The sequence below is a fragment of the Kineosporia sp. NBRC 101677 genome, assembly GCF_030269265.1.
GTDB lineage: Bacteria > Actinomycetota > Actinomycetes > Actinomycetales > Kineosporiaceae > Kineosporia > Kineosporia rhizophila.
The window spans coordinates 58,173-74,208 of sequence record NZ_BSTA01000009.1; the positions used below are offsets into that span (position 1 = coordinate 58,173).

The following is a 16,036-nucleotide window of genomic DNA, read 5'->3' on the forward strand; positions in this document are numbered from 1 at the left end:
AGCAGCGCTCGGGACGTCTCGGGACGAAAGCACCTTAGTCCGGACGTCCTCGTACCGTCCAGTGACGCGGTGATCACGTCCAGTGCTCTCCGGCGACGCTTCTGGCATGAACACGAGAACAGCAAAGGACGCCAACCGGGCCGGACGCTCCCATCGCTCGGTTGAGATGTCGAAGACGACCGGAAGGGGCCCGCGATGAACGAGCAGCTTTCTCTTCTGCTTCTGATGTTCGTTCTGGCTATCGCTCTGATCGCCTACTGGCGCGTGGTCCTGATGGTGACGCTGGCCGCGGTGCTGAGCGTCTTCGCCGTCGGCGTCATCAACATCGCCAGCTGGTTCGGGGCGCTGACGTGACCTGGAAGCGCCGACGCTGCTGGCTACTGGACTGCGACCGGTGTCGAGACGGGTGGTCGGCCTACGAGGATGAGCCGCACCTCGAGACGCGGGAGGCGCTGCAGAAGTACGCCGAGAGCCAGGGATGGGTCTTTACCGGAGACCGAGCGCTCTGCAGCGACTGCGTGAAGGTGGAGACCTGCGCCCTGACCGGGCATGTCTGGGGAAGGTGGGGCTTGCTCACAAAGGTCGAGCGCATCGGCGAGGAGCCCGAACTGACCTGGTCTCGGTACTGCAAGGTCTGCACGACCGGGGAGTTCGACCCACCGCTGAAGAAGCGGTGACCGTCGTCTATTTTCCGTTGAGCAGGCCCTTGGCCTTGGCTCGGTGGAGCTGGCCGCGCACGGTGTTGAGGCTGACGTCCTGGCCCTCGTTGACCAGAGCCTGGTGAACGTAGATGGAGGGACGCCGGGCACCGTCGCCGCCGGCGGCCACGATCTCGTTGTAGATCGCAGCCACGCGCTCGAGTTGTGAGCTGGCCGGCCGGGCTCCACCCGCTCGGGCACGCTGGGGTGCGGTGAGCTGGTCGAAGCGATGCTTCGCCTGCTCCCGCCCCTCAGCCCCGAGCTTGCGGGAACGAGCCTGCGCGGCCAGTTCGGCGGCCAGATGAAGCCGCGCGGCCTCGGCGATCTCACCGGCCCTCAGCGAGCGCAGCATGGGGTGGTTGACCTCGGACAATCCGAGAGGACCGGGCTCGAGGCCTTCGGGACCTTCGATGAAACTGCGGATGTCCAGGCCGACCAGGGTCGAGCGGCCATCCACCTGAGCAAGGTGGCAGGTGAGCAGGAAGGGTCCGTTCTCGTCGGGCCAACGCAGCACAACAGGTGTGCCGTCAGGGGTAGGCGTCAGCCACTCCACCTCGTCCGGCACCGATGCTTGCGAGTCACGCTCATCCACGCTTCGAACGATACCGAGACCAATGCACAAAATCTAATACCAGACTAGTACGGACCGCTTTACTCGTAGTAGTTTGACTAGATGAAGAGACCGTCTACGGATCGGTCGCTTCCGGATCCAGACGTCGAACCGACCATCCCGATCCAGCGGGCCGGACGGATCCTCGGCATCAGCCGCAGCTCGGCCTACAAAGCGGCGCGCGAGGGGCGGCTGCCGCTGATCCAGGTCAGCGCCAGCCGCCAGGTGGTGAACACCGCCGAGTTCCTCGACCGCTATGGGCTGAGGCGCAGCCGTCCGCTGGAGAAGGAAGCCCGGCCCGATCGCCCACTAAGGAATGGGAGAGATCTGCGATGACACCTTCCCCACGCAAACTCGATCTAACAGAACTGATGACGGCACTCGAGCAGGGATGCACCGCTCACGCCCTGCCACCCGGTGAGACCGCTGCCGTGCACCTTCTGATCGCCCACCGACTTTGGCTGCGCCGCAGCGAGGTCCGGGACAAGGCCGAGGTCCACAAGGAGAACGGACAGGTCACAGCCTGGTTCGACTGGGAGAGCATCACGAACGGATGCGACAACAGCCCGGCCTCGACCGGCGAGGTCGCCCTGCTGCGCTTGGCGTGCCACCTGACCGGGCACCTCCCAAACTCTGTTCACGCCGACTGGGCGCTCGACACGATCCTGACCAGTCTCGATGCCCCCACGCGCATGCTCGCCACCCGCGCTGTCGCCATGGCGGCGCTGGGCCGGGTCATCGTCCCCACCTTGCGGTGAACGCTCCCCGCCTACTCCGTGAGGCCGGCGGCTGGCAGATGCGCTGGCCGCTGTACGCCGGCATGGGCGTAGCGGGAGCCGCCGCGGTCGTAGCCAGCGCCTCAACGCTCGCATCCCTGGCCAGGTCGGCGGGATGGTCGAGCTGGACGCCATGGCTACTGCCAGCCGCAGTGGACATTGGCGGCAGCGCCGGTGGCTGGTGCTGGCTCCGGCCCGGGATACCCCACCGAGCCAAACGCTTTGGTGCCATCGTCGCCATCACCAGCGCCGCCGCGTCCCTTGTTGGAAACGCAGCCGGCCACCTACTGGCTGCCGGCTACCTGACCACGGGCCCGGTACTCATCATGATCGTCGGAGCGATCCCCGCCATGGTGCTCGTGGCCCTGGCGCACCTCGCAGCCCTGCTCGGAGAACCGATTTCAATTGAGGACGAGGAACAGCCTGAGCCGGGCGCCCCGCCGTCCGACCAGTCCCCTGAAGCCGAAAGTGCATCCGATGGGGAACAGGACACCCGGACGCTGGTCCTGGAGCTGATCGCCGAGCATCCGCGCACCGTGGGCGAACTCGCGCACCTCACGGGCAAGGCCCGCAGCACCGTCACCGGTCACCTGGCAGCCCTGGCCAAGAACGACGCCGTCGTGCGCGACCGGGACAAGCGCTACCTGGCTCGGCCTCGTCCCTCTGCTCTTCCTGCCGACGAAACCATCCGTGATGAAGGCGAGCCCGGTTATGCCGAATGAACGCGTACAGCCCGATCCCGGCCGCCTGATGCGTGCGGCCCTCAAGCTGGCCGAAGGCGGGATGCAGGTCTTCCCCTGTGCGCCCGGTACGAAGCGCCCGATGACCGCTCACGGGTTCCTGGACGCCACGAGCGATCGCGATCAGATCCGCTCCTGGTGGTCGGCCAGCCCCACAGCCAACCTCGCCATGACCACCGGGTGGGGCTCATTCGATGTCCTCGACGTCGACGTACGCGCCACCGGCAGCGGATACCCCTCGCTGTGGCGCCTGGCCGAGGCCGGGATCGTAGAAGGTCACCGATTCGAAGTGCAGACCCCCTCGGGCGGGCTGCACCTGTACTTCACCGGCACCGACCAACCCAGCGGCCGCCTGGCCGAGCACCACCTCGACTTCAAAGCCAACGGCGGCTACGTCCTCATGCCACCCTCCGTCATCGACGGCGCCCAATACCGACTGACCTACCGCAGCGCCGCCCGCCACACCACCACCCTGAACTGGCAGGCCGCACGCCAATTCCTCCAACCACCCGCTCCCCCACCCAGCCCCCGGGTCGTTGCTCGCCAGCAAGCCGCAGACATTGGCGCCCTCAGCCGATGGGTCTCCCGCCTCCCGGAAGGGCATCGCAACTCCGGGCTGTTCTGGGCCGCTTGCCGGGCGGCCGAACACGGCATCGACGACCTCTCACCCCTGGCCCAGGCCGCCATGGACGCCGGACTACCCATGCGAGAAGCCACCAACACCATCGCCTCAGCCCTGCGCCGGATCGGAGGAACCGCCCGCGGACACCCGGACTATCCACGGCCCGCCCCCAAGCCCACCTCCCAGCTGTACGTCCCCCGACCGCGACGTCTCCGCTGACCAAAGCCGCCTCGTCTTTCCACAGGGGTCCGCACACGTCCCTAGTTATCCACAAACCCCGGTCGGCCGCCTGCGCCTGAACCGACGCTCGGACAGGCTCGAACCGTTGCTCGTCTTCTGGAGGTGCCCATGTCGTACGTGCGTGAGGTGACCGTCGTCGCTGGCGCAGTCGACACGCTGCTGAACGACCCGACCGTCCTGGATGCCTCAGAGACCGAGCTGGCCCTGGCCGGCCACGGAGCGCTGATCCAGCTGTTGAGCCAGACGACCTCCGCGATCATGCACACCAACGTCGAGGCCCGCCATTACGGCATTCCCAGCCTCGACCGTCACCCCGTCGCCTTGCTGGAACGGCACCTGAAGAGCCACCCGCAGATCCGGACCGAGAAGGTCACCACCTTGATGGAGACCGCGCCCGTCACGCCCAAAGGCCAGGCGTGGCAGACCGTTCTCATCTCCTCCATGCGCGCACAATCAGCCTGGTCCCAGACCCCACGCTCCCTCAAACCCGTGGGCGATGAGATCTGGAGCCATCTGGCCGACGTCGCCGAGATCAGCGAAGCCCTCACCCTGCTCGACATCGACCTGGCCAACCACCTGACCACCCTCAAACGCTCCAACGACGCGGGACGACTGCGTCTGGGAGCACGATCCGGGATCGCCATCGCCGCACGCGAAGTGCGCTACGTGACGGCCGGCGGGGAACTGCCCTACATCCAGGACGACAGCAGAGAAAGTCTGCGCGTCCTGGCGAACCCGAAACCTGCGGACTTACCCGAGGCCCTGTCCCGGATGGGGCATCGACTCGCCTCCGGCGGCCCCACCACACCACGCGCCTTCCTCGCCGCAGCCATGGCCACCGCCATGAGCGCCGAGGCCGCTGCCAAAACGCTCCATGCAGCGGGCATCGAGCAGACAGCCGGACGCCTGCAGAGCGTGGTCAAGGACCTGAAGTACCTGCAGCGGCTCAGCAAGTTCGTCGCCACCGCCGGCCCCACCACCCCAGCCAGCCTCGAGCAAGCCCGCCACATCCAGCAACTGCTGCTCGGCATGCACCACCGCAAGGAACAACTCCCCCTGCTCGACGCCCTGGCCGCAGCCAAGGAGATCCCGTCCGCGCTGGCCCGGATGCGCGACGCCGCAGACCAGCAACTACGCAGCGGCCACTGGCTCGTCATGGGTGAACTCAAAGGCGCCAAGGCCTGGGTGCGAGCCGACATGGCCGGACCCGCCCCCGTCTTCCTCGAACGCATCCAAACCCTGGCCAGCCGCAGCGAACCCCTGTCCGCCGTTCTCCGCGATGTCCAACCGCGGTGGCAACCCGCACCCGCCCCAACACCCCGGGACATCGTCCGCGCCGCACTGAACCGCCGCGGACCACCTCCGCGCCCGGGCCTGCCCGGGCTCGCGCGCTACGTCAACCGCACCACCAGGACCTGACCAAAAAGCGAAAGGAACACTGCGATGACCGACTTCAACGCCGTTCAGCCGGCGCCCGAGCACCTTCGCGCAGCACGCGCCGCGCTGGAAGGTGCTCTGCTCGACGACACCATGAACACGTACGACTTCGCCGCCCTCAGCGAGGCGCTTGGGGAGCTCACGGAGCTGTACCCGTTCCAGACACCCAATCCGGATCCGGAGAGCCGCCGCACGTTCCGGGCCGGGCTGACAGAAGCGCTCGCAGCTCTTGCGTCCGCCGCCGAAGCGGCAAAGACCCCGGGGGAACGTATCCGCATCGGGCTCATCCGGCGCGGGCTGCACGACGCACTCGCCTGCCATCGACCGTGACTAGTACAGACCCAACGCCATGTCCCGGATCGAAAGGTCTTCTTCCGAGGCCAAAAAGAAGCTCACTCTGCGCGAAGTCTGCGTTGAACTGAACATTTCCCGCTCCACCTTTTACGACTGGCGTGCCAAGGGACGGGCACCACGATGCATCAAGCTGCCCAACGGCGAACTTCGCGTCCGCCGCAGTGAACTCGATCGCTGGCTGTCTGCGCGCGAGGACCAAAACTAACGTAAGAAGGACGAAGCAGCGCCGGACGGGACGAATCTCGGCGTCTCCGATTCGCGGTTCCGCTGTCACGTCGCCTCGATGACCCTGTAACCACGGACCGGCGGATAAGTAGGGAGCCTGGTGAACAGCGGATTGGTAGCACCTTCGGGTCGGCGGAGCACGACCTTCGAGGTCCGGGTGTTCTCGACCGATAAATACGAGGGCCAGAACGTAACGACCTACCGTGTCCGTTGGAAGGTCGGCGCCAAGCGCTGGAGCAAGCCGTTCCGTCGAGCCGCCCAGGCTGAAAGCTTTCGGTCCCAACTGGTCAGCGCCTCTCGCGTGGGAGAAGCGTTTGACGTCGCTACCGGCTTACCCGTGTCACTGGCACCCGAAGTTGTGAGTCCAACGACCTGGTACGACTTCTGCTGCGAGTACGTAGACATGAAGTGGGCATCGATCTCGGGGAAGTACCGGAAGGGTGTCGCCGAAGCTCTAGTCTCTGCAACACCTCCCATGCTTACGACGTATCCAAATGATCCGTCGGAAGCTCGCGCCCTTCGTTCTGCCTTGCAGAACTGGGGCTTTAACAAGCTCCGACGTGATTCGGCTGCGCAGCCCGAGGAAGTCACGACACTCCTCCGTTGGGTGAGCCAGCACAGCCGCCCCCTCGCCGACATTGAAGACCGCGCCGTTCTCCGAGACGTCCTCGACGGCTGCGCCACTCTCCTGACCGGGCAGCGAGCCGCCGGCCGCACTGCCCAACGCAAGCGAGTCGTCGTCCACAATGCATTGGCATACGCCCTCGAGAAGGGCTACGTCACCTCAAACCCGGTCAGAGGGCTGAAGTCGTCCGCCCCAAGGGTGTCGACGGGAGTGGACCGGCGCACCGTCCCCAACCCGACCCAAGCAAGGAACCTCATCCGAGCGCTCCGGACGATTCAGCGAAGCGGTCCGCGTCTCGAGGCGTTCTTCGCAGTCATGTACTACTCGGCTCTCCGGCCCGAGGAGGTCGTCAATCTCCGGCTCAGCAACCTCGAACTGCCGTTCGAAGGCTGGGGCTGGATCACGATCGACCAAGCAGCACCCGACACGGGAACTGCCTGGTCCGAATCCGGCCGCCAGCGCGAGCTCCGCGAGCTGAAGCACCGCGCCCGGGGTGACGCACGCCGGGTACCCTGCCCACCGGAGCTGACAGCCCTACTGCATCGGCACCTCTCCGTGTGGGGAGCCAATGACAGCGGTCGTCTCTTTCGGGGAGTCAATGGCGATCAAGTTGCCACGGTGACGTACCTTCGCGTTTGGGCCAGAGCACGCGCCTACGCGCTCACTCCAGATCAAGCGGCCACAGCGTTGGCCAAGCGCCCATACGACCTGCGTCATGCAGCCGTTTCCACCTGGCTGAACGGCGGCGTGGCTCCAACGCAGGTAGCTGTGTGGGCGGGGCACAGTGTCGATGTGCTACTGAAGATCTACGCCGAGTGCTTGGACGGCCAGGAGGCCATTGCACTCGCCCGGATCGATGCCGCGCTGGAACACGGAGAGCCGTGACCCAAGCCTGCGGTTCCCCCTCACACGGTGCGTTGCGACGGCTGTGTACAGAACTCCTAACCTTTTGATCGGAATCCGGGGTTGCTGGTGACACGTTGTGGTGTCGGTTAGTTGCCGCTGACCTGGTCAGGGATGGTTTGGACCTCCTGACGTCTGCCGTTGGCTTGCGGCTTCTGGCGTTGATTCCTGCAGGTAAAGCGCGGGTGGCTCCGTCTACGCCAGGTTCAGCTCAAGCTGGATGAAGACCGGGAGCGTGGGCTTGCGGACCTTCGGCTGGCGCTTTGCTGGGTGCTACGGCTCGGCCGAGGCTGGCGAACCGCCCACGCGCATCGCGCAGCAGCAGGACGAGAATCCAGAAGGGGAGCGCGACGTCGGGTCATGGCCTTTACCTCCCGGGGTGGACCTGCGGTGGGGTCAGCTGTTCTTGCTGGCTCCGCCGTGGGAGATAGAGACCGCACCCTGCGAGGCTCGCAAGCAACCCCGCCCCGCCCACTCGGGTCTCCGCGCGCCTGCAGACCTGGACCATCCTGGGACTGCGGGGTTGCTTGTGAGTCAGGGTGCGGTATCAGAAGGTGGGCCGGGAGACATCGGTGATCGGCTTCGCTCTGTCCCGGCTCTGAACTACCGTGGTGGACATGTCTGTGACTGCTTCATCGGGATCGGACCCCGTCCTGCCCCTGAGCGGACGTCTGGCGCCTCGATCGATCCGCGACCGGCTCATCCCCGAAGAGGTCGGCGACTTCGACCGTGAGTACCGCCGCGTCATGGCTGAGGCAACGGAGACGCTGGACCTGACGCCCGTGCTGGACATGCTGACGCGCTGGGAGCGTGTGGCCCGTATGACGGATCGTGATCCCGATGGGCACCGCCGGATGCTGCGCACGGTTGAGCGGCTGAAGGAAGGTGAAGAGGTGCCCACCGTGCCTTGGGAACAGGTGAAGCGGGGCCTGGGCCTGTAGGTGTATCGGCTCGAGATCCTGCCCGAGGTTCAGGAACAGCTCGACGCGCTGCCCAAGGAAGCTGTCGTTGCGTGCGCCGAAGTTTTCGTGATGCTCGAGGTCACGCCTTGGAGCGGTGACCCTTACAGTCGTGAGCATCTCGACGGAAGCTCCCGGGCCATCGCGTTCGGGCCGGATGGCAACGGCTTGCTGAGCTACTTGATTCTCGAGGATCAGCGCCGGGTGATCTTGCTGATCGTTATCTGGGCTGGATAGCCCGATTGTCAATGATCTTCAAGACCGTACTTGGCGCGTCCTCGACCTGAACCTCCTTGTAGTTCTGTCCAGGTCGACGACACGCCGACGACAGATTTAGAGCTCACTGTCCCGACGCACGGTTTTCGAAGCGAAACTGATCTTGGGGCCTGAGCAATCTAAACGCATGAACTCTATATGCATCATGGGTACGGATTACGTGGGCGCTGCGTGCATCCGCAAGACTACGCGGCCTGAAGTTAAGTAATAATGTCCGCACCCGGTGCCCTAGCCGTTAACAGTCTTGCAATCACTATTTTTTTCCTGGCTCCATGAATTCAATCCTAAACCGACTTGCTTCAGTTGACTTTCCCTTAGCGTCGTAAGATGCGCCTATTATATATTCGCGAAACGCCCACAATCTGGCCGCGAAGGCCGCCGCATCATAGGATCTAAGCACTAGGCCAACTCCCTCCACCTCCTCAGTCCTAGTCTCCTCGCCGGCGGCAGCCAGCAGCGAGACTACGTTCCTACACCGCATATCGAAAGTAGGGTGACTGGCCAATGCATAGATACCATTATTCACTGGCGAGATGGACTCTGGGCGTGAACTGTCAGAGATTGATTCTCGCAACGATAGCGCGGGCAACGCCACAAAAGCTCCTGCAGCAGCCTGATGGTCCATCAAAGGAGGCCATTCCTTAAGTACGGTCGGAGAGTGTTTAGGCATCAGGAAACGCACGGCCAGTGAGTCTGCCTCAAGTTCACGTCGCTGCCGAGAGTTTGCAACCTCAGGGAGCTCGTAACCGAACTTAAAACCATCTAACCAATCGTACAGAAATTCACGACCTCGAATGACAAGAGGGTCCCCCGGCCGAGCTGTGTGATCAAGCAAGTGATGAGCTACCTCATGAGCAATGACGAATTGTATGGCGGCTATCCAGTAAGGTCCGGCTTCTTCAGCAAGAGGACGGATGCTGGAAAGATGCTCTCGCGATGGATTATTGAAGTGTTCATCCAGCAGTTTGCTAGCTTTCAGGAGAGGCGCACTTGCTTTAGTCGCCAATCTGAAGTCGCGCGCTTCTTGAGCAAGAACGTCCAGCAACTGATCATGTTGAAAGTATCTCTTGGTGAAACTTTTTCTTTGTTCCGTCCGCCAGCTTGAAAAGTCATCCATAAATCCTTGAATTGCAAATCCAAAGGCTGCATACGTGGCTATCAATCGCAGATCAAGCTCAATGACTCGGACATTCCGCGAAAGTCGGTAGGCCCTCGCATTCAAATCCCCCGCGCGCGAGGCAACTATAACGATTTCTTTAGCTAATCCCTGAAATTCCGGCGGAACCATATCGATGGCCATCGATATCCAATAATTAAAGGGTTCCCCTATTCCGTACCACTCCAAGAAACGCTCTAGGCTCCAGCTGCGTTCGACCTGTCGGCGGCGAACATACAATTCCAACCGGCCAGCTTCGGAATCCCATTTGGGAAACTCCATGCGTCACTCACTTTCATCGATGCCGTCGGATGGCAAATTCTCGCGAATCGACGCATCTCGATTGACTCGGTCCACCAACTCTTGCAGCTCTTTGCTTTCCAGAATATCTTGTGCGGCCTTCGCCGAGTACCCTTCGATCCGCACACCCTCAAGATCTATTGTTACGAAGCTTCCATTGTTTCGATTTAGAAAAGCAACGATAATTTCCTTAAGTGTATTGGCATTGATTGCGACACTGGAAGCCGCTATTGCAATACTAGATAGTGTCAGAATGTCTTGTGTGAGTCCTGCTATTTGAGACGTTTCGAAACCAGAATCTTCTAGGACCTCGAGCAGTTCATCTTCATGGTCCGGGGAAACGCCGATAACCATAGAACCGTCGCGTCGCTGCACAAAGGTGAGATGCAACGACTGAAACTTAGGCGTCTTCTCTGTCGTCATCGCCCCATGATGCCCTTTGCAAGCCTGTATGGCACGTCGTTCCTGCGAATCTCTCGATCCAGAAGAGAGTAATTCGGCAGTGCGCGAGAGTCGCTGGCGTCGAGCTGCTGGGTGCCCCGTCGGGTCGGTGCCGCAGGTGCCGCATGCCCGGCGGGGCATCCCAGCCTGACCTGCGCTGAGCTGACCTGTCGTTGCCGCCGGTCGCTCCCGCTGCGATCAGAGCGTGTCCCGGTTGTTCGGCAACTGGTCCGGGAGCATGAGCTGAGGGCAGGAAGCATGCGGCTGGTGCCTCCTGCCCTCGCCGCTGTCAGGTGTCTGGTTCAGAAAGTCGTGGGTCGTCGGAGAGTGATCGGAGCTCCGTCGCCGCCGATGGCTGGACCGGTCGGCCATAGTTCGGCAAGGTCTGCCGGGGTGAGCGGGTGGTGGTAGGCCGTGCGGAGGACCGTGTCGATCGTGGCGGCGTCGGCTTGTTCGGCAAGGTTCATGAACCAGTCGGTGCCGGCCGGGTAGGACCATAGGTAGGACCGGAGCATGGGCTCGGTGCCTCGATCGGAGAGCAGGTTCCCGATCTCGTGGGCGGACATCCACGGGACCCGGGCGCGGGCGTGGTCGGCGCATTCGCTGACGCTGTGGCCGGCGTTGATGGCGCGGTGCAGCTCGGCCCGCACGAGGTGGGTGTAGTGCGTGACCCGCTGATAGGTCATCAGCCGCTCATCATCCGGCGTGGTGAACATCGGCCACACCGTGGCCAGACCTTCCAGGAGGGACTGGTACGGCAAGTAGGTGGTCAGGGTGCGGACCCAGGGCACGTCTTCGGTGGTGCCGGTCTGGCTGAAGCTGGAGCACTGCAGCGCGTGGCCCAGGAGCTCGTGCTGGGCGAAGGATCGTAGGCGAGTCTCGGTGAAGCTGGCGGTGCGCTTGTTGAATCGCAGCCGTGCGGCGGTGCCAGCGCCGTCGACCCAGAACGACCAGTAGTCGTCCACGTCGACGACCTCGATCTTGACCGTGAACGGGGCGGTGGTGCCGGTCAGCTCCCGCACGATGGGCTCGACCTTGGCGGCTTCCTCGCCGACGCGCTCGCCGGCCTCGTCGAGGGTGATCGGCCCGTACAGCTGGTGCAGCTCTTCGCCGGTGCGGGCGTTCCAGCCAATGCCGTGGCCGGCCAGGGCCTGCCGAGCGCGTTCGGCAAGCTCGAGGATGTACTCCTCCGACCAGCCGGCGGTGCCGCATCCCTGGGTGGCTCGCATGTAATCGTCCAGCTCGGGGCGCTTGCCCCGGACGCTGCCGAGGTAGGCCAGGTGGGCGCGCACGGTGCGCTCGACCGCGGCGTCTCCATCGGCCTGGGCATGCTGCTGGTAGGCGGTGAGTTGCTCGAACACGTCCAGGCGGCTGCTGGCCGGGGCTACGGGGTGTTCGGGTGGGCGCAGTCGTAGTCGATGACCTGGCGTCCGCCTCGGGCTGCCTCGTGGGCGTCCCCGGCTCGGACGGTGGCCTCGACCTGGTCACGTAGTCGCACGGGCAACGTCCCAGCGCAGGGTAACGGTCTGGTTAGTCCCCAGGTTGCGGCCTTACAAAGCGCTGCAGCAAGCCGCGGTTTGCGGATGTTGACGCCGAAGCGTCGACGGAGCTCCACGCCTGCATGCTCTCCGACCAGACCGCGGATCGCATGAGGCGTTAGCGAGGCTGGACTGCTCGCAGATGCACTCAGCTTGGACCAAGAACTGCTCAGGAACCGATCGCCAAATCTGGGGACGTATTGGGGACAGACAGCCGCCAACAGCCACCCACAGCCGTAGTCATCCGGACATCCCGCAAATGACCGCTAACGCTATCCGCCCAGTTCAGAAGCGGCTTGACGCGAAAACCAAGGTGGGACAGGCGGGGTTCGAACCCGCGACCTACGGATTATGAGTCCGCTGCTCTAACCTATTGAGCTACTGTCCCGCACCCTGCATCACGCCGCTGTGAGCAGGCAGCACCCGTGGGTACCAGAGAGCAAGATTACCGGCAGCGGGAGTGCCATGTGGCCGGTACCTCTCGGTTCGCGATAACCGCAGGTCAGACGCCCCGCCCAACGCAGATGTGGGACGGCCTGGACGCGGCCGCCCCACACCGAGGGTGGTTCAGGTGCTCGGGCAGGTGAGGTCCTTCTCCGGGAGCTTCCCGGTCAGCAGGTAGCTCGTGGTCACGTTGAGGGCGCAGGCGTTGCCCCCGAGCACGTACACGCCGTGCCCGCTGCCCTCGACGGTGACCAGCCGGGAACGCTTTTCGAACCGGTCACGCAGCAGTTCCCCTCCGGACAGCGGCGTGACCGGGTCGTGGCGGTTCTGCAGGATCAGAACATTGGCCGGGCCCTGGTCGTTGATCTGTACCGGCGCCTTCGTGGGGCCCAGCTTCCAGTACGCGCAGGGCACGATGTTGGCGGCGGCCGGGCCGAACAGGGGGTAGCGCTCGCGGTCCTCGGCCACGGCGCGCTGATAGGTCTTCAGGTCCTTCGGCCACTCGACGTCGTTGCAGGTCACGGCCAGGAAGACGCTCAAGGCGGTGTTCTGGGGGTTCAGCGGCGCAGCCTTCGTCGATGCCACATCGCCGGGCGGATCGATCGCCCACTGCCAGAGCTGGGCGGCCCGACCGTAGGAGATCGGGCTGTAGGTGGCAGCGAAGACGGCCTGGCGGAACAGGGCCCCGGTGATTCCGGGGGCCGGGGTCTTGTCGAGTTTCTCGGCCGTGGCCACGAAGTTCTTGCGCACCTCCGACGGCGTGCGCCCCAGCCCGTACGCCTCGTGCCGGGCCGCGAGCCAGGCGGCGTAGTCACCGAAGGTCTCCTCGAAGCCCTCGCCGAAGCGTCGCAGGCCGGCCTGGTTCAGGTGGGTGTCCCCGACGTTGCTGTCCAGGACCACCCGGTCGGTGCTCTGCGGGAACATCGACGTGTAGGCCGCGCCCAGGGCCGAGCCGTACGAGGCTCCGTAGAAGCTGGCCTTCTTCTCCCCCAGCGCGATCCGGATCTGGTCCAGGTCACGGGCCATGTTCGCGGTGGTGAGTTGTTCCAGCGCCGCCGCGTCCTTGCTCTTCGCGCACTTGTCGGCGGCTGCCTCGACCACCTTCGCGCGGGCCGTGACGGCCGCCTCGTTCACCGCGTAGGGCGGGATGTTGCTGTTGTACGGGTCGTCGATGGTGAAGCCGCAGCCCACCGGCGAGGACTTGCCCACGCCCCGGGTGTCCATCCCGATCAGGTCGTAGGCCTCCATCACGCTGGCCGGCAGCCCGCGGCTGACCATCAGGGCCGGCTGGCCCAGGCCCGGACCGCCCGGCCCACCCGGGTTGAACAGCAGGATGCCCCGTCGCTTCTCCGGCTTGCCGCTGGCGATCCGGGAGATCGTCAGGCTGATCTTCTTGCCCTTGGGCTTGTCGTAGTTCAACGGCACCTTCACCCGGGCGCACTGCACCGACGGCAGCTCCGTAGCCGGGATGTCAGTGCCTTCCGGGCAGGCCGTCCACTTGACCTTCGCGGCCGCCGACTTGCCGGCCGTGTCCGCCGCAGTCGCGACAGGTGTCATGGCCAGGCTCGTCAGCAACCCGATCGAGATCGCCAGTCCTACGTATCTTCCCGGCATGGTTCAGTCCCCCTTCGGACCAGGAACGGCTCAGGCTCGGGTGAGCGTGGCCTTCGGGCGCAGCGGCGCCAGGGCACCGCTCCAGGCGATGAGCTGATCGAGCAAGACCTTCATCGTCATCTCGTGGAAGGGCTTGGGCTGCAGGGTCTGGTAGTTCTCGAAGTCCGTCATCAGGGAGAACGTGACCTGCTGGCGCACATCGGCGATCTGCAGCTCTCCGGCGATCAGGCGCAGGTGCTCGGCGGCCCGGGCGCCACCGACGCCCCCGTAGGAGACGAAACCGGCTGCCTTGTTGTTCCACTCGGCGTACAGGTAGTCGATGGCGTTCTTGAGCACACCGGACGTGCTGTGGTTGTACTCCGGCGTGACGAAGATGTAGCCGTCGAACTGGGCGATCTTGGCGGCCCACTGCTTGGTGTGCTCGTTCTGGTACTCCCCCCGGCTCGGGGTCACCGCCTCGTCGAGGTGCGGCAGCGGGTAGTCCCGCAGGTCGATCAGCTCGAACTCGGCGTCGTCGTGCTGCTGGGCCTGGTCGAGCACCCAGCGGGCGACCTGCTCGCCGTTGCGGTTCGGGCGGGTGCTGCCCAGGATGATGCCGATGCGGGTCATGGATCTCTCCTTCGATTGAACAACATTCAGACCGAGCGCACGATGTATCCGATACCGCGCACCGTCTCGATGAGCGGATCACCGGCGGCGCTCAGCTTGCGCCGTACTTGGGAGACGAACTTCTCTGCGGAGTTCATGCTGCGCGGGATCTCGTCTCCCCAAACCCCCAGCACAAGATCGTCTTTGGTGACCACCTTGTCCACCGACGACATCAGCTGTCGCAGCACCTTGAACTCGGTGGTGGTCAGGCCGAATCCGTGGCCATCACGAGTGAGTTCGTGGCGCGAGAGGTCCAGGACGAAGTCCTTGACGGTCAACCGGCTCGCTCCGTCGTCGTCCGGCTCCGGGATGGCGACCTGGTGAGAACTCATCCTGCGGTGCAGAGCGCCGACCCGGGCCACCAGTTCCGCAACCTTGAGCGGCCGGGGAACCACGTCGTCCGCACCGACCGCGAACCCGTTCAGACGATCCTCCAGACTGTCGCCGTCGGTGACGAACAGCAGGCCGACTGCGCCGCCGGAAGCCCGCAGTTCAACGGCCAGATCCAACCCTGATCCGTCCGGCAGAGCGGTCTTCAGCACGATGACCGAGGGTCCCTGCCGGGCCGCCACCCGGGCGGCCGCCGAACTCCCCACGACCATCACCTCGAACCCGGCGAGCTGCAGCGCCCTCGCGATGAGTTCGGCCTGCTCGGAGTCGTTCTCGACGAGGAGCACCAACCGGCGCCGCAGAGGAGGGCGATGACGGCTGAGGGCCAGGGCCGTCATGGGGTCGGATGGGACCGGCCGCCGTTGGCCAGACGCATCAAGTCGTTACTGAAGTCGACGTCGTCCACCGACTGTTGCGAGCGGGTGGCGTTGCCGGCGAAGCGGTGCTGGTAGCCGTCCCAGCCCGAATCGGCGATGCCGGCGCCGATCCCGGCCTCCACCAGGTGGGCCAGTTCGGCGGCGGCGCGCTCGATGCGTCGTCCGAAGGCCGGTGAGGCCCAGTCGCTGGGGGCGGCGAACAACGACGTCGGTACCGGCAGCGCCCGCAGAAAGGCGAACAGCGGACGCATCTGCTCGTCGACCACCATGGCGTGCCGTTCGCTGCCGGCCGTGGCCGCGAGAATCACTGGGGTGGCGATGATCAGGTCGTCGTCGAGGATGTCGACGAAGGCCTTGAACAACCCGCTCACCCCGGCCTTGTAGACCGGGGTACTCACGATCAGACCGTCGGCAGCGGCGATCTTGTCCACCGCCTCCTGCACCGAGTCGTCCAGGTGGCCCGACACAAGGGCGCGTGCGATCCCCAGAGCGATCGGGGCCAGTTCGACGACCTGGGCGGTCACCTCTCCGCTGCGTTGCAGCGCCTGCAGGGCTTTTCCCGCCGTGCGATCGGCGAGCATCCTTGTGCTGGAGGGATCACTCACACCCGCGCTCACCACGACCAACCGACGCACTCGATCGTCCATCGTTGTCATCTCACTC

At 64.6% G+C, this 16,036-nt stretch carries 20 protein-coding genes and 1 tRNA gene; 12 read left to right on the forward strand and 9 right to left on the reverse strand.

Translation table 11 applies throughout. From position 1 onward, the window contains the following. The first annotated feature begins 195 nt into the window (after positions 1-195). Positions 196-354: a hypothetical protein gene (locus QSK18_RS24710; RefSeq protein ID WP_285623851.1), complete on the forward strand. Its 159-nt coding sequence runs from the start codon at positions 196-198 to the stop codon at positions 352-354. Next, positions 351-677: a hypothetical protein gene (locus tag QSK18_RS24715; RefSeq protein WP_285623852.1), complete on the forward strand. Its 327-nt coding sequence runs from the start codon at positions 351-353 to the stop codon at positions 675-677. The genes QSK18_RS24710 and QSK18_RS24715 overlap by 4 nt, the downstream gene beginning before the upstream one ends. 7 nt (positions 678-684) lie before the next feature. Here QSK18_RS24715 and QSK18_RS24720 read toward each other — a convergent pair whose 3' ends face one another. Beyond that, a complete protein-coding gene (locus QSK18_RS24720; RefSeq protein ID WP_285623854.1) occupies positions 685-1,290 on the reverse strand; it encodes a hypothetical protein in 606 nt (201 codons plus the stop codon). Positions 1,291-1,371: 81 nt separating this feature from the next. Between QSK18_RS24720 and QSK18_RS24725 the strand changes: the two genes are divergently transcribed. The 10 genes from QSK18_RS24725 (at position 1,372) to QSK18_RS24770 (ending at position 8,426) form a co-directional block, all read left to right on the forward strand. After that, complete coding sequence (locus QSK18_RS24725; protein WP_285623855.1) at positions 1,372-1,644, forward strand: hypothetical protein; 273 nt, start codon at positions 1,372-1,374, stop codon at positions 1,642-1,644. Positions 1,645-1,679: 35 nt separating this feature from the next. Next, positions 1,680-2,066 carry a hypothetical protein gene (locus QSK18_RS24730; RefSeq protein ID WP_285623857.1) on the forward strand — a complete coding sequence of 129 codons (387 nt, stop codon included), beginning with the start codon at positions 1,680-1,682 and terminating at the stop codon, positions 2,064-2,066. Positions 2,067-2,236: 170 nt separating this feature from the next. After that, complete coding sequence (locus QSK18_RS24735) at positions 2,237-2,806, forward strand: ArsR/SmtB family transcription factor (RefSeq protein ID WP_285623859.1); 570 nt, start codon at positions 2,237-2,239, stop codon at positions 2,804-2,806. Positions 2,807-2,834: 28 nt separating this feature from the next. After that, on the forward strand, positions 2,835-3,665 hold the full coding sequence (locus tag QSK18_RS24740; protein ID WP_285624326.1) for a bifunctional DNA primase/polymerase: 831 nt from the start codon (positions 2,835-2,837) through the stop codon (positions 3,663-3,665). 129 nt (positions 3,666-3,794) lie between these two features. Continuing rightward, positions 3,795-5,105: a hypothetical protein gene (locus QSK18_RS24745; protein ID WP_285623861.1), complete on the forward strand. Its 1,311-nt coding sequence runs from the start codon at positions 3,795-3,797 to the stop codon at positions 5,103-5,105. Between the two features lie 24 nt (positions 5,106-5,129). After that, complete coding sequence (locus QSK18_RS24750; RefSeq protein WP_285623863.1) at positions 5,130-5,453, forward strand: hypothetical protein; 324 nt, start codon at positions 5,130-5,132, stop codon at positions 5,451-5,453. A gap of 19 nt (positions 5,454-5,472) precedes the next feature. Next, positions 5,473-5,682 (forward strand): helix-turn-helix transcriptional regulator, encoded by a 210-nt coding sequence (locus QSK18_RS24755; protein WP_285623865.1) that lies wholly within the window; start codon positions 5,473-5,475, stop codon positions 5,680-5,682. Positions 5,683-5,802: 120 nt separating this feature from the next. Next, a complete protein-coding gene (locus QSK18_RS24760) occupies positions 5,803-7,212 on the forward strand; it encodes a tyrosine-type recombinase/integrase (RefSeq protein ID WP_285623867.1) in 1,410 nt (469 codons plus the stop codon). A gap of 635 nt (positions 7,213-7,847) precedes the next feature. After that, entirely contained in the window at positions 7,848-8,171 is a 324-nt protein-coding gene (locus QSK18_RS24765; RefSeq protein WP_285624329.1) for a DUF6247 family protein, read from the forward strand. Next, the gene (locus QSK18_RS24770; RefSeq protein ID WP_285623869.1) at positions 8,172-8,426 is read left to right on the forward strand and encodes a hypothetical protein; all 255 of its coding nucleotides are present in this window, start codon (positions 8,172-8,174) and stop codon (positions 8,424-8,426) included. A 292-nt stretch (positions 8,427-8,718) separates the two neighbouring features. Here QSK18_RS24770 and QSK18_RS24775 read toward each other — a convergent pair whose 3' ends face one another. The 8 genes from QSK18_RS24775 to QSK18_RS24810 all read right to left on the reverse strand — a co-directional run bounded on the left by QSK18_RS24775 (position 8,719) and on the right by QSK18_RS24810 (position 16,020). Then, on the reverse strand, positions 8,719-9,903 hold the full coding sequence (locus tag QSK18_RS24775; RefSeq protein WP_285623871.1) for an ImmA/IrrE family metallo-endopeptidase: 1,185 nt from the start codon (positions 9,901-9,903) through the stop codon (positions 8,719-8,721). 3 nt (positions 9,904-9,906) lie between these two features. Then, on the reverse strand, positions 9,907-10,344 hold the full coding sequence (locus QSK18_RS24780; protein ID WP_285623873.1) for a hypothetical protein: 438 nt from the start codon (positions 10,342-10,344) through the stop codon (positions 9,907-9,909). A gap of 320 nt (positions 10,345-10,664) precedes the next feature. Next, positions 10,665-11,723 (reverse strand): hypothetical protein, encoded by a 1,059-nt coding sequence (locus QSK18_RS24785; protein WP_285623875.1) that lies wholly within the window; start codon positions 11,721-11,723, stop codon positions 10,665-10,667. Positions 11,724-12,214: 491 nt separating this feature from the next. Then, a tRNA-Ile gene (locus tag QSK18_RS24790) sits at positions 12,215-12,288 on the reverse strand. Positions 12,289-12,467: 179 nt separating this feature from the next. Continuing rightward, on the reverse strand, positions 12,468-13,901 hold the full coding sequence (locus QSK18_RS24795) for an alpha/beta hydrolase (RefSeq protein ID WP_285623877.1): 1,434 nt from the start codon (positions 13,899-13,901) through the stop codon (positions 12,468-12,470). A gap of 87 nt (positions 13,902-13,988) precedes the next feature. Then, positions 13,989-14,567 carry an NADPH-dependent FMN reductase gene (locus tag QSK18_RS24800; RefSeq protein ID WP_285623879.1) on the reverse strand — a complete coding sequence of 193 codons (579 nt, stop codon included), beginning with the start codon at positions 14,565-14,567 and terminating at the stop codon, positions 13,989-13,991. 26 nt (positions 14,568-14,593) lie between these two features. Next, complete coding sequence (locus QSK18_RS24805) at positions 14,594-15,334, reverse strand: response regulator transcription factor (protein WP_285623881.1); 741 nt, start codon at positions 15,332-15,334, stop codon at positions 14,594-14,596. Further along, on the reverse strand, positions 15,331-16,020 hold the full coding sequence (locus QSK18_RS24810) for a CE1759 family FMN reductase (protein ID WP_285623883.1): 690 nt from the start codon (positions 16,018-16,020) through the stop codon (positions 15,331-15,333). The genes QSK18_RS24805 and QSK18_RS24810 overlap by 4 nt, the downstream gene beginning before the upstream one ends. Positions 16,021-16,036 lie beyond the last annotated feature (16 nt).

Bases quoted from the DNA above. Each gene is read 5' to 3' on its own strand.
- QSK18_RS24805 (WP_285623881.1), bottom strand. From the start codon at position 15,334: ATGACGGCCCTGGCCCTCAGCCGTCATCGCCCTCCTCTGCGGCGCCGG.
- QSK18_RS24710 (WP_285623851.1), top strand. From the start codon at position 196: ATGAACGAGCAGCTTTCTCTTCTGCTTCTGATGTTCGTTCTGGCTATC.
- QSK18_RS24795 (WP_285623877.1), bottom strand. From the start codon at position 13,901: ATGACACCTGTCGCGACTGCGGCGGACACGGCCGGCAAGTCGGCGGCC.
- QSK18_RS24725 (WP_285623855.1), top strand. From the start codon at position 1,372: ATGAAGAGACCGTCTACGGATCGGTCGCTTCCGGATCCAGACGTCGAA.
- QSK18_RS24730 (WP_285623857.1), top strand. From the start codon at position 1,680: ATGACGGCACTCGAGCAGGGATGCACCGCTCACGCCCTGCCACCCGGT.
- QSK18_RS24780 (WP_285623873.1), bottom strand. From the start codon at position 10,344: ATGACGACAGAGAAGACGCCTAAGTTTCAGTCGTTGCATCTCACCTTT.
- QSK18_RS24810 (WP_285623883.1), bottom strand. From the start codon at position 16,020: ATGGACGATCGAGTGCGTCGGTTGGTCGTGGTGAGCGCGGGTGTGAGT.
- QSK18_RS24800 (WP_285623879.1), bottom strand. From the start codon at position 14,567: ATGACCCGCATCGGCATCATCCTGGGCAGCACCCGCCCGAACCGCAAC.
- QSK18_RS24740 (WP_285624326.1), top strand. From the start codon at position 2,835: ATGCGTGCGGCCCTCAAGCTGGCCGAAGGCGGGATGCAGGTCTTCCCC.
- QSK18_RS24750 (WP_285623863.1), top strand. From the start codon at position 5,130: ATGACCGACTTCAACGCCGTTCAGCCGGCGCCCGAGCACCTTCGCGCA.
- QSK18_RS24775 (WP_285623871.1), bottom strand. From the start codon at position 9,903: ATGGAGTTTCCCAAATGGGATTCCGAAGCTGGCCGGTTGGAATTGTAT.
- QSK18_RS24745 (WP_285623861.1), top strand. From the start codon at position 3,795: ATGTCGTACGTGCGTGAGGTGACCGTCGTCGCTGGCGCAGTCGACACG.
- QSK18_RS24765 (WP_285624329.1), top strand. From the start codon at position 7,848: ATGTCTGTGACTGCTTCATCGGGATCGGACCCCGTCCTGCCCCTGAGC.
- QSK18_RS24755 (WP_285623865.1), top strand. From the start codon at position 5,473: ATGTCCCGGATCGAAAGGTCTTCTTCCGAGGCCAAAAAGAAGCTCACT.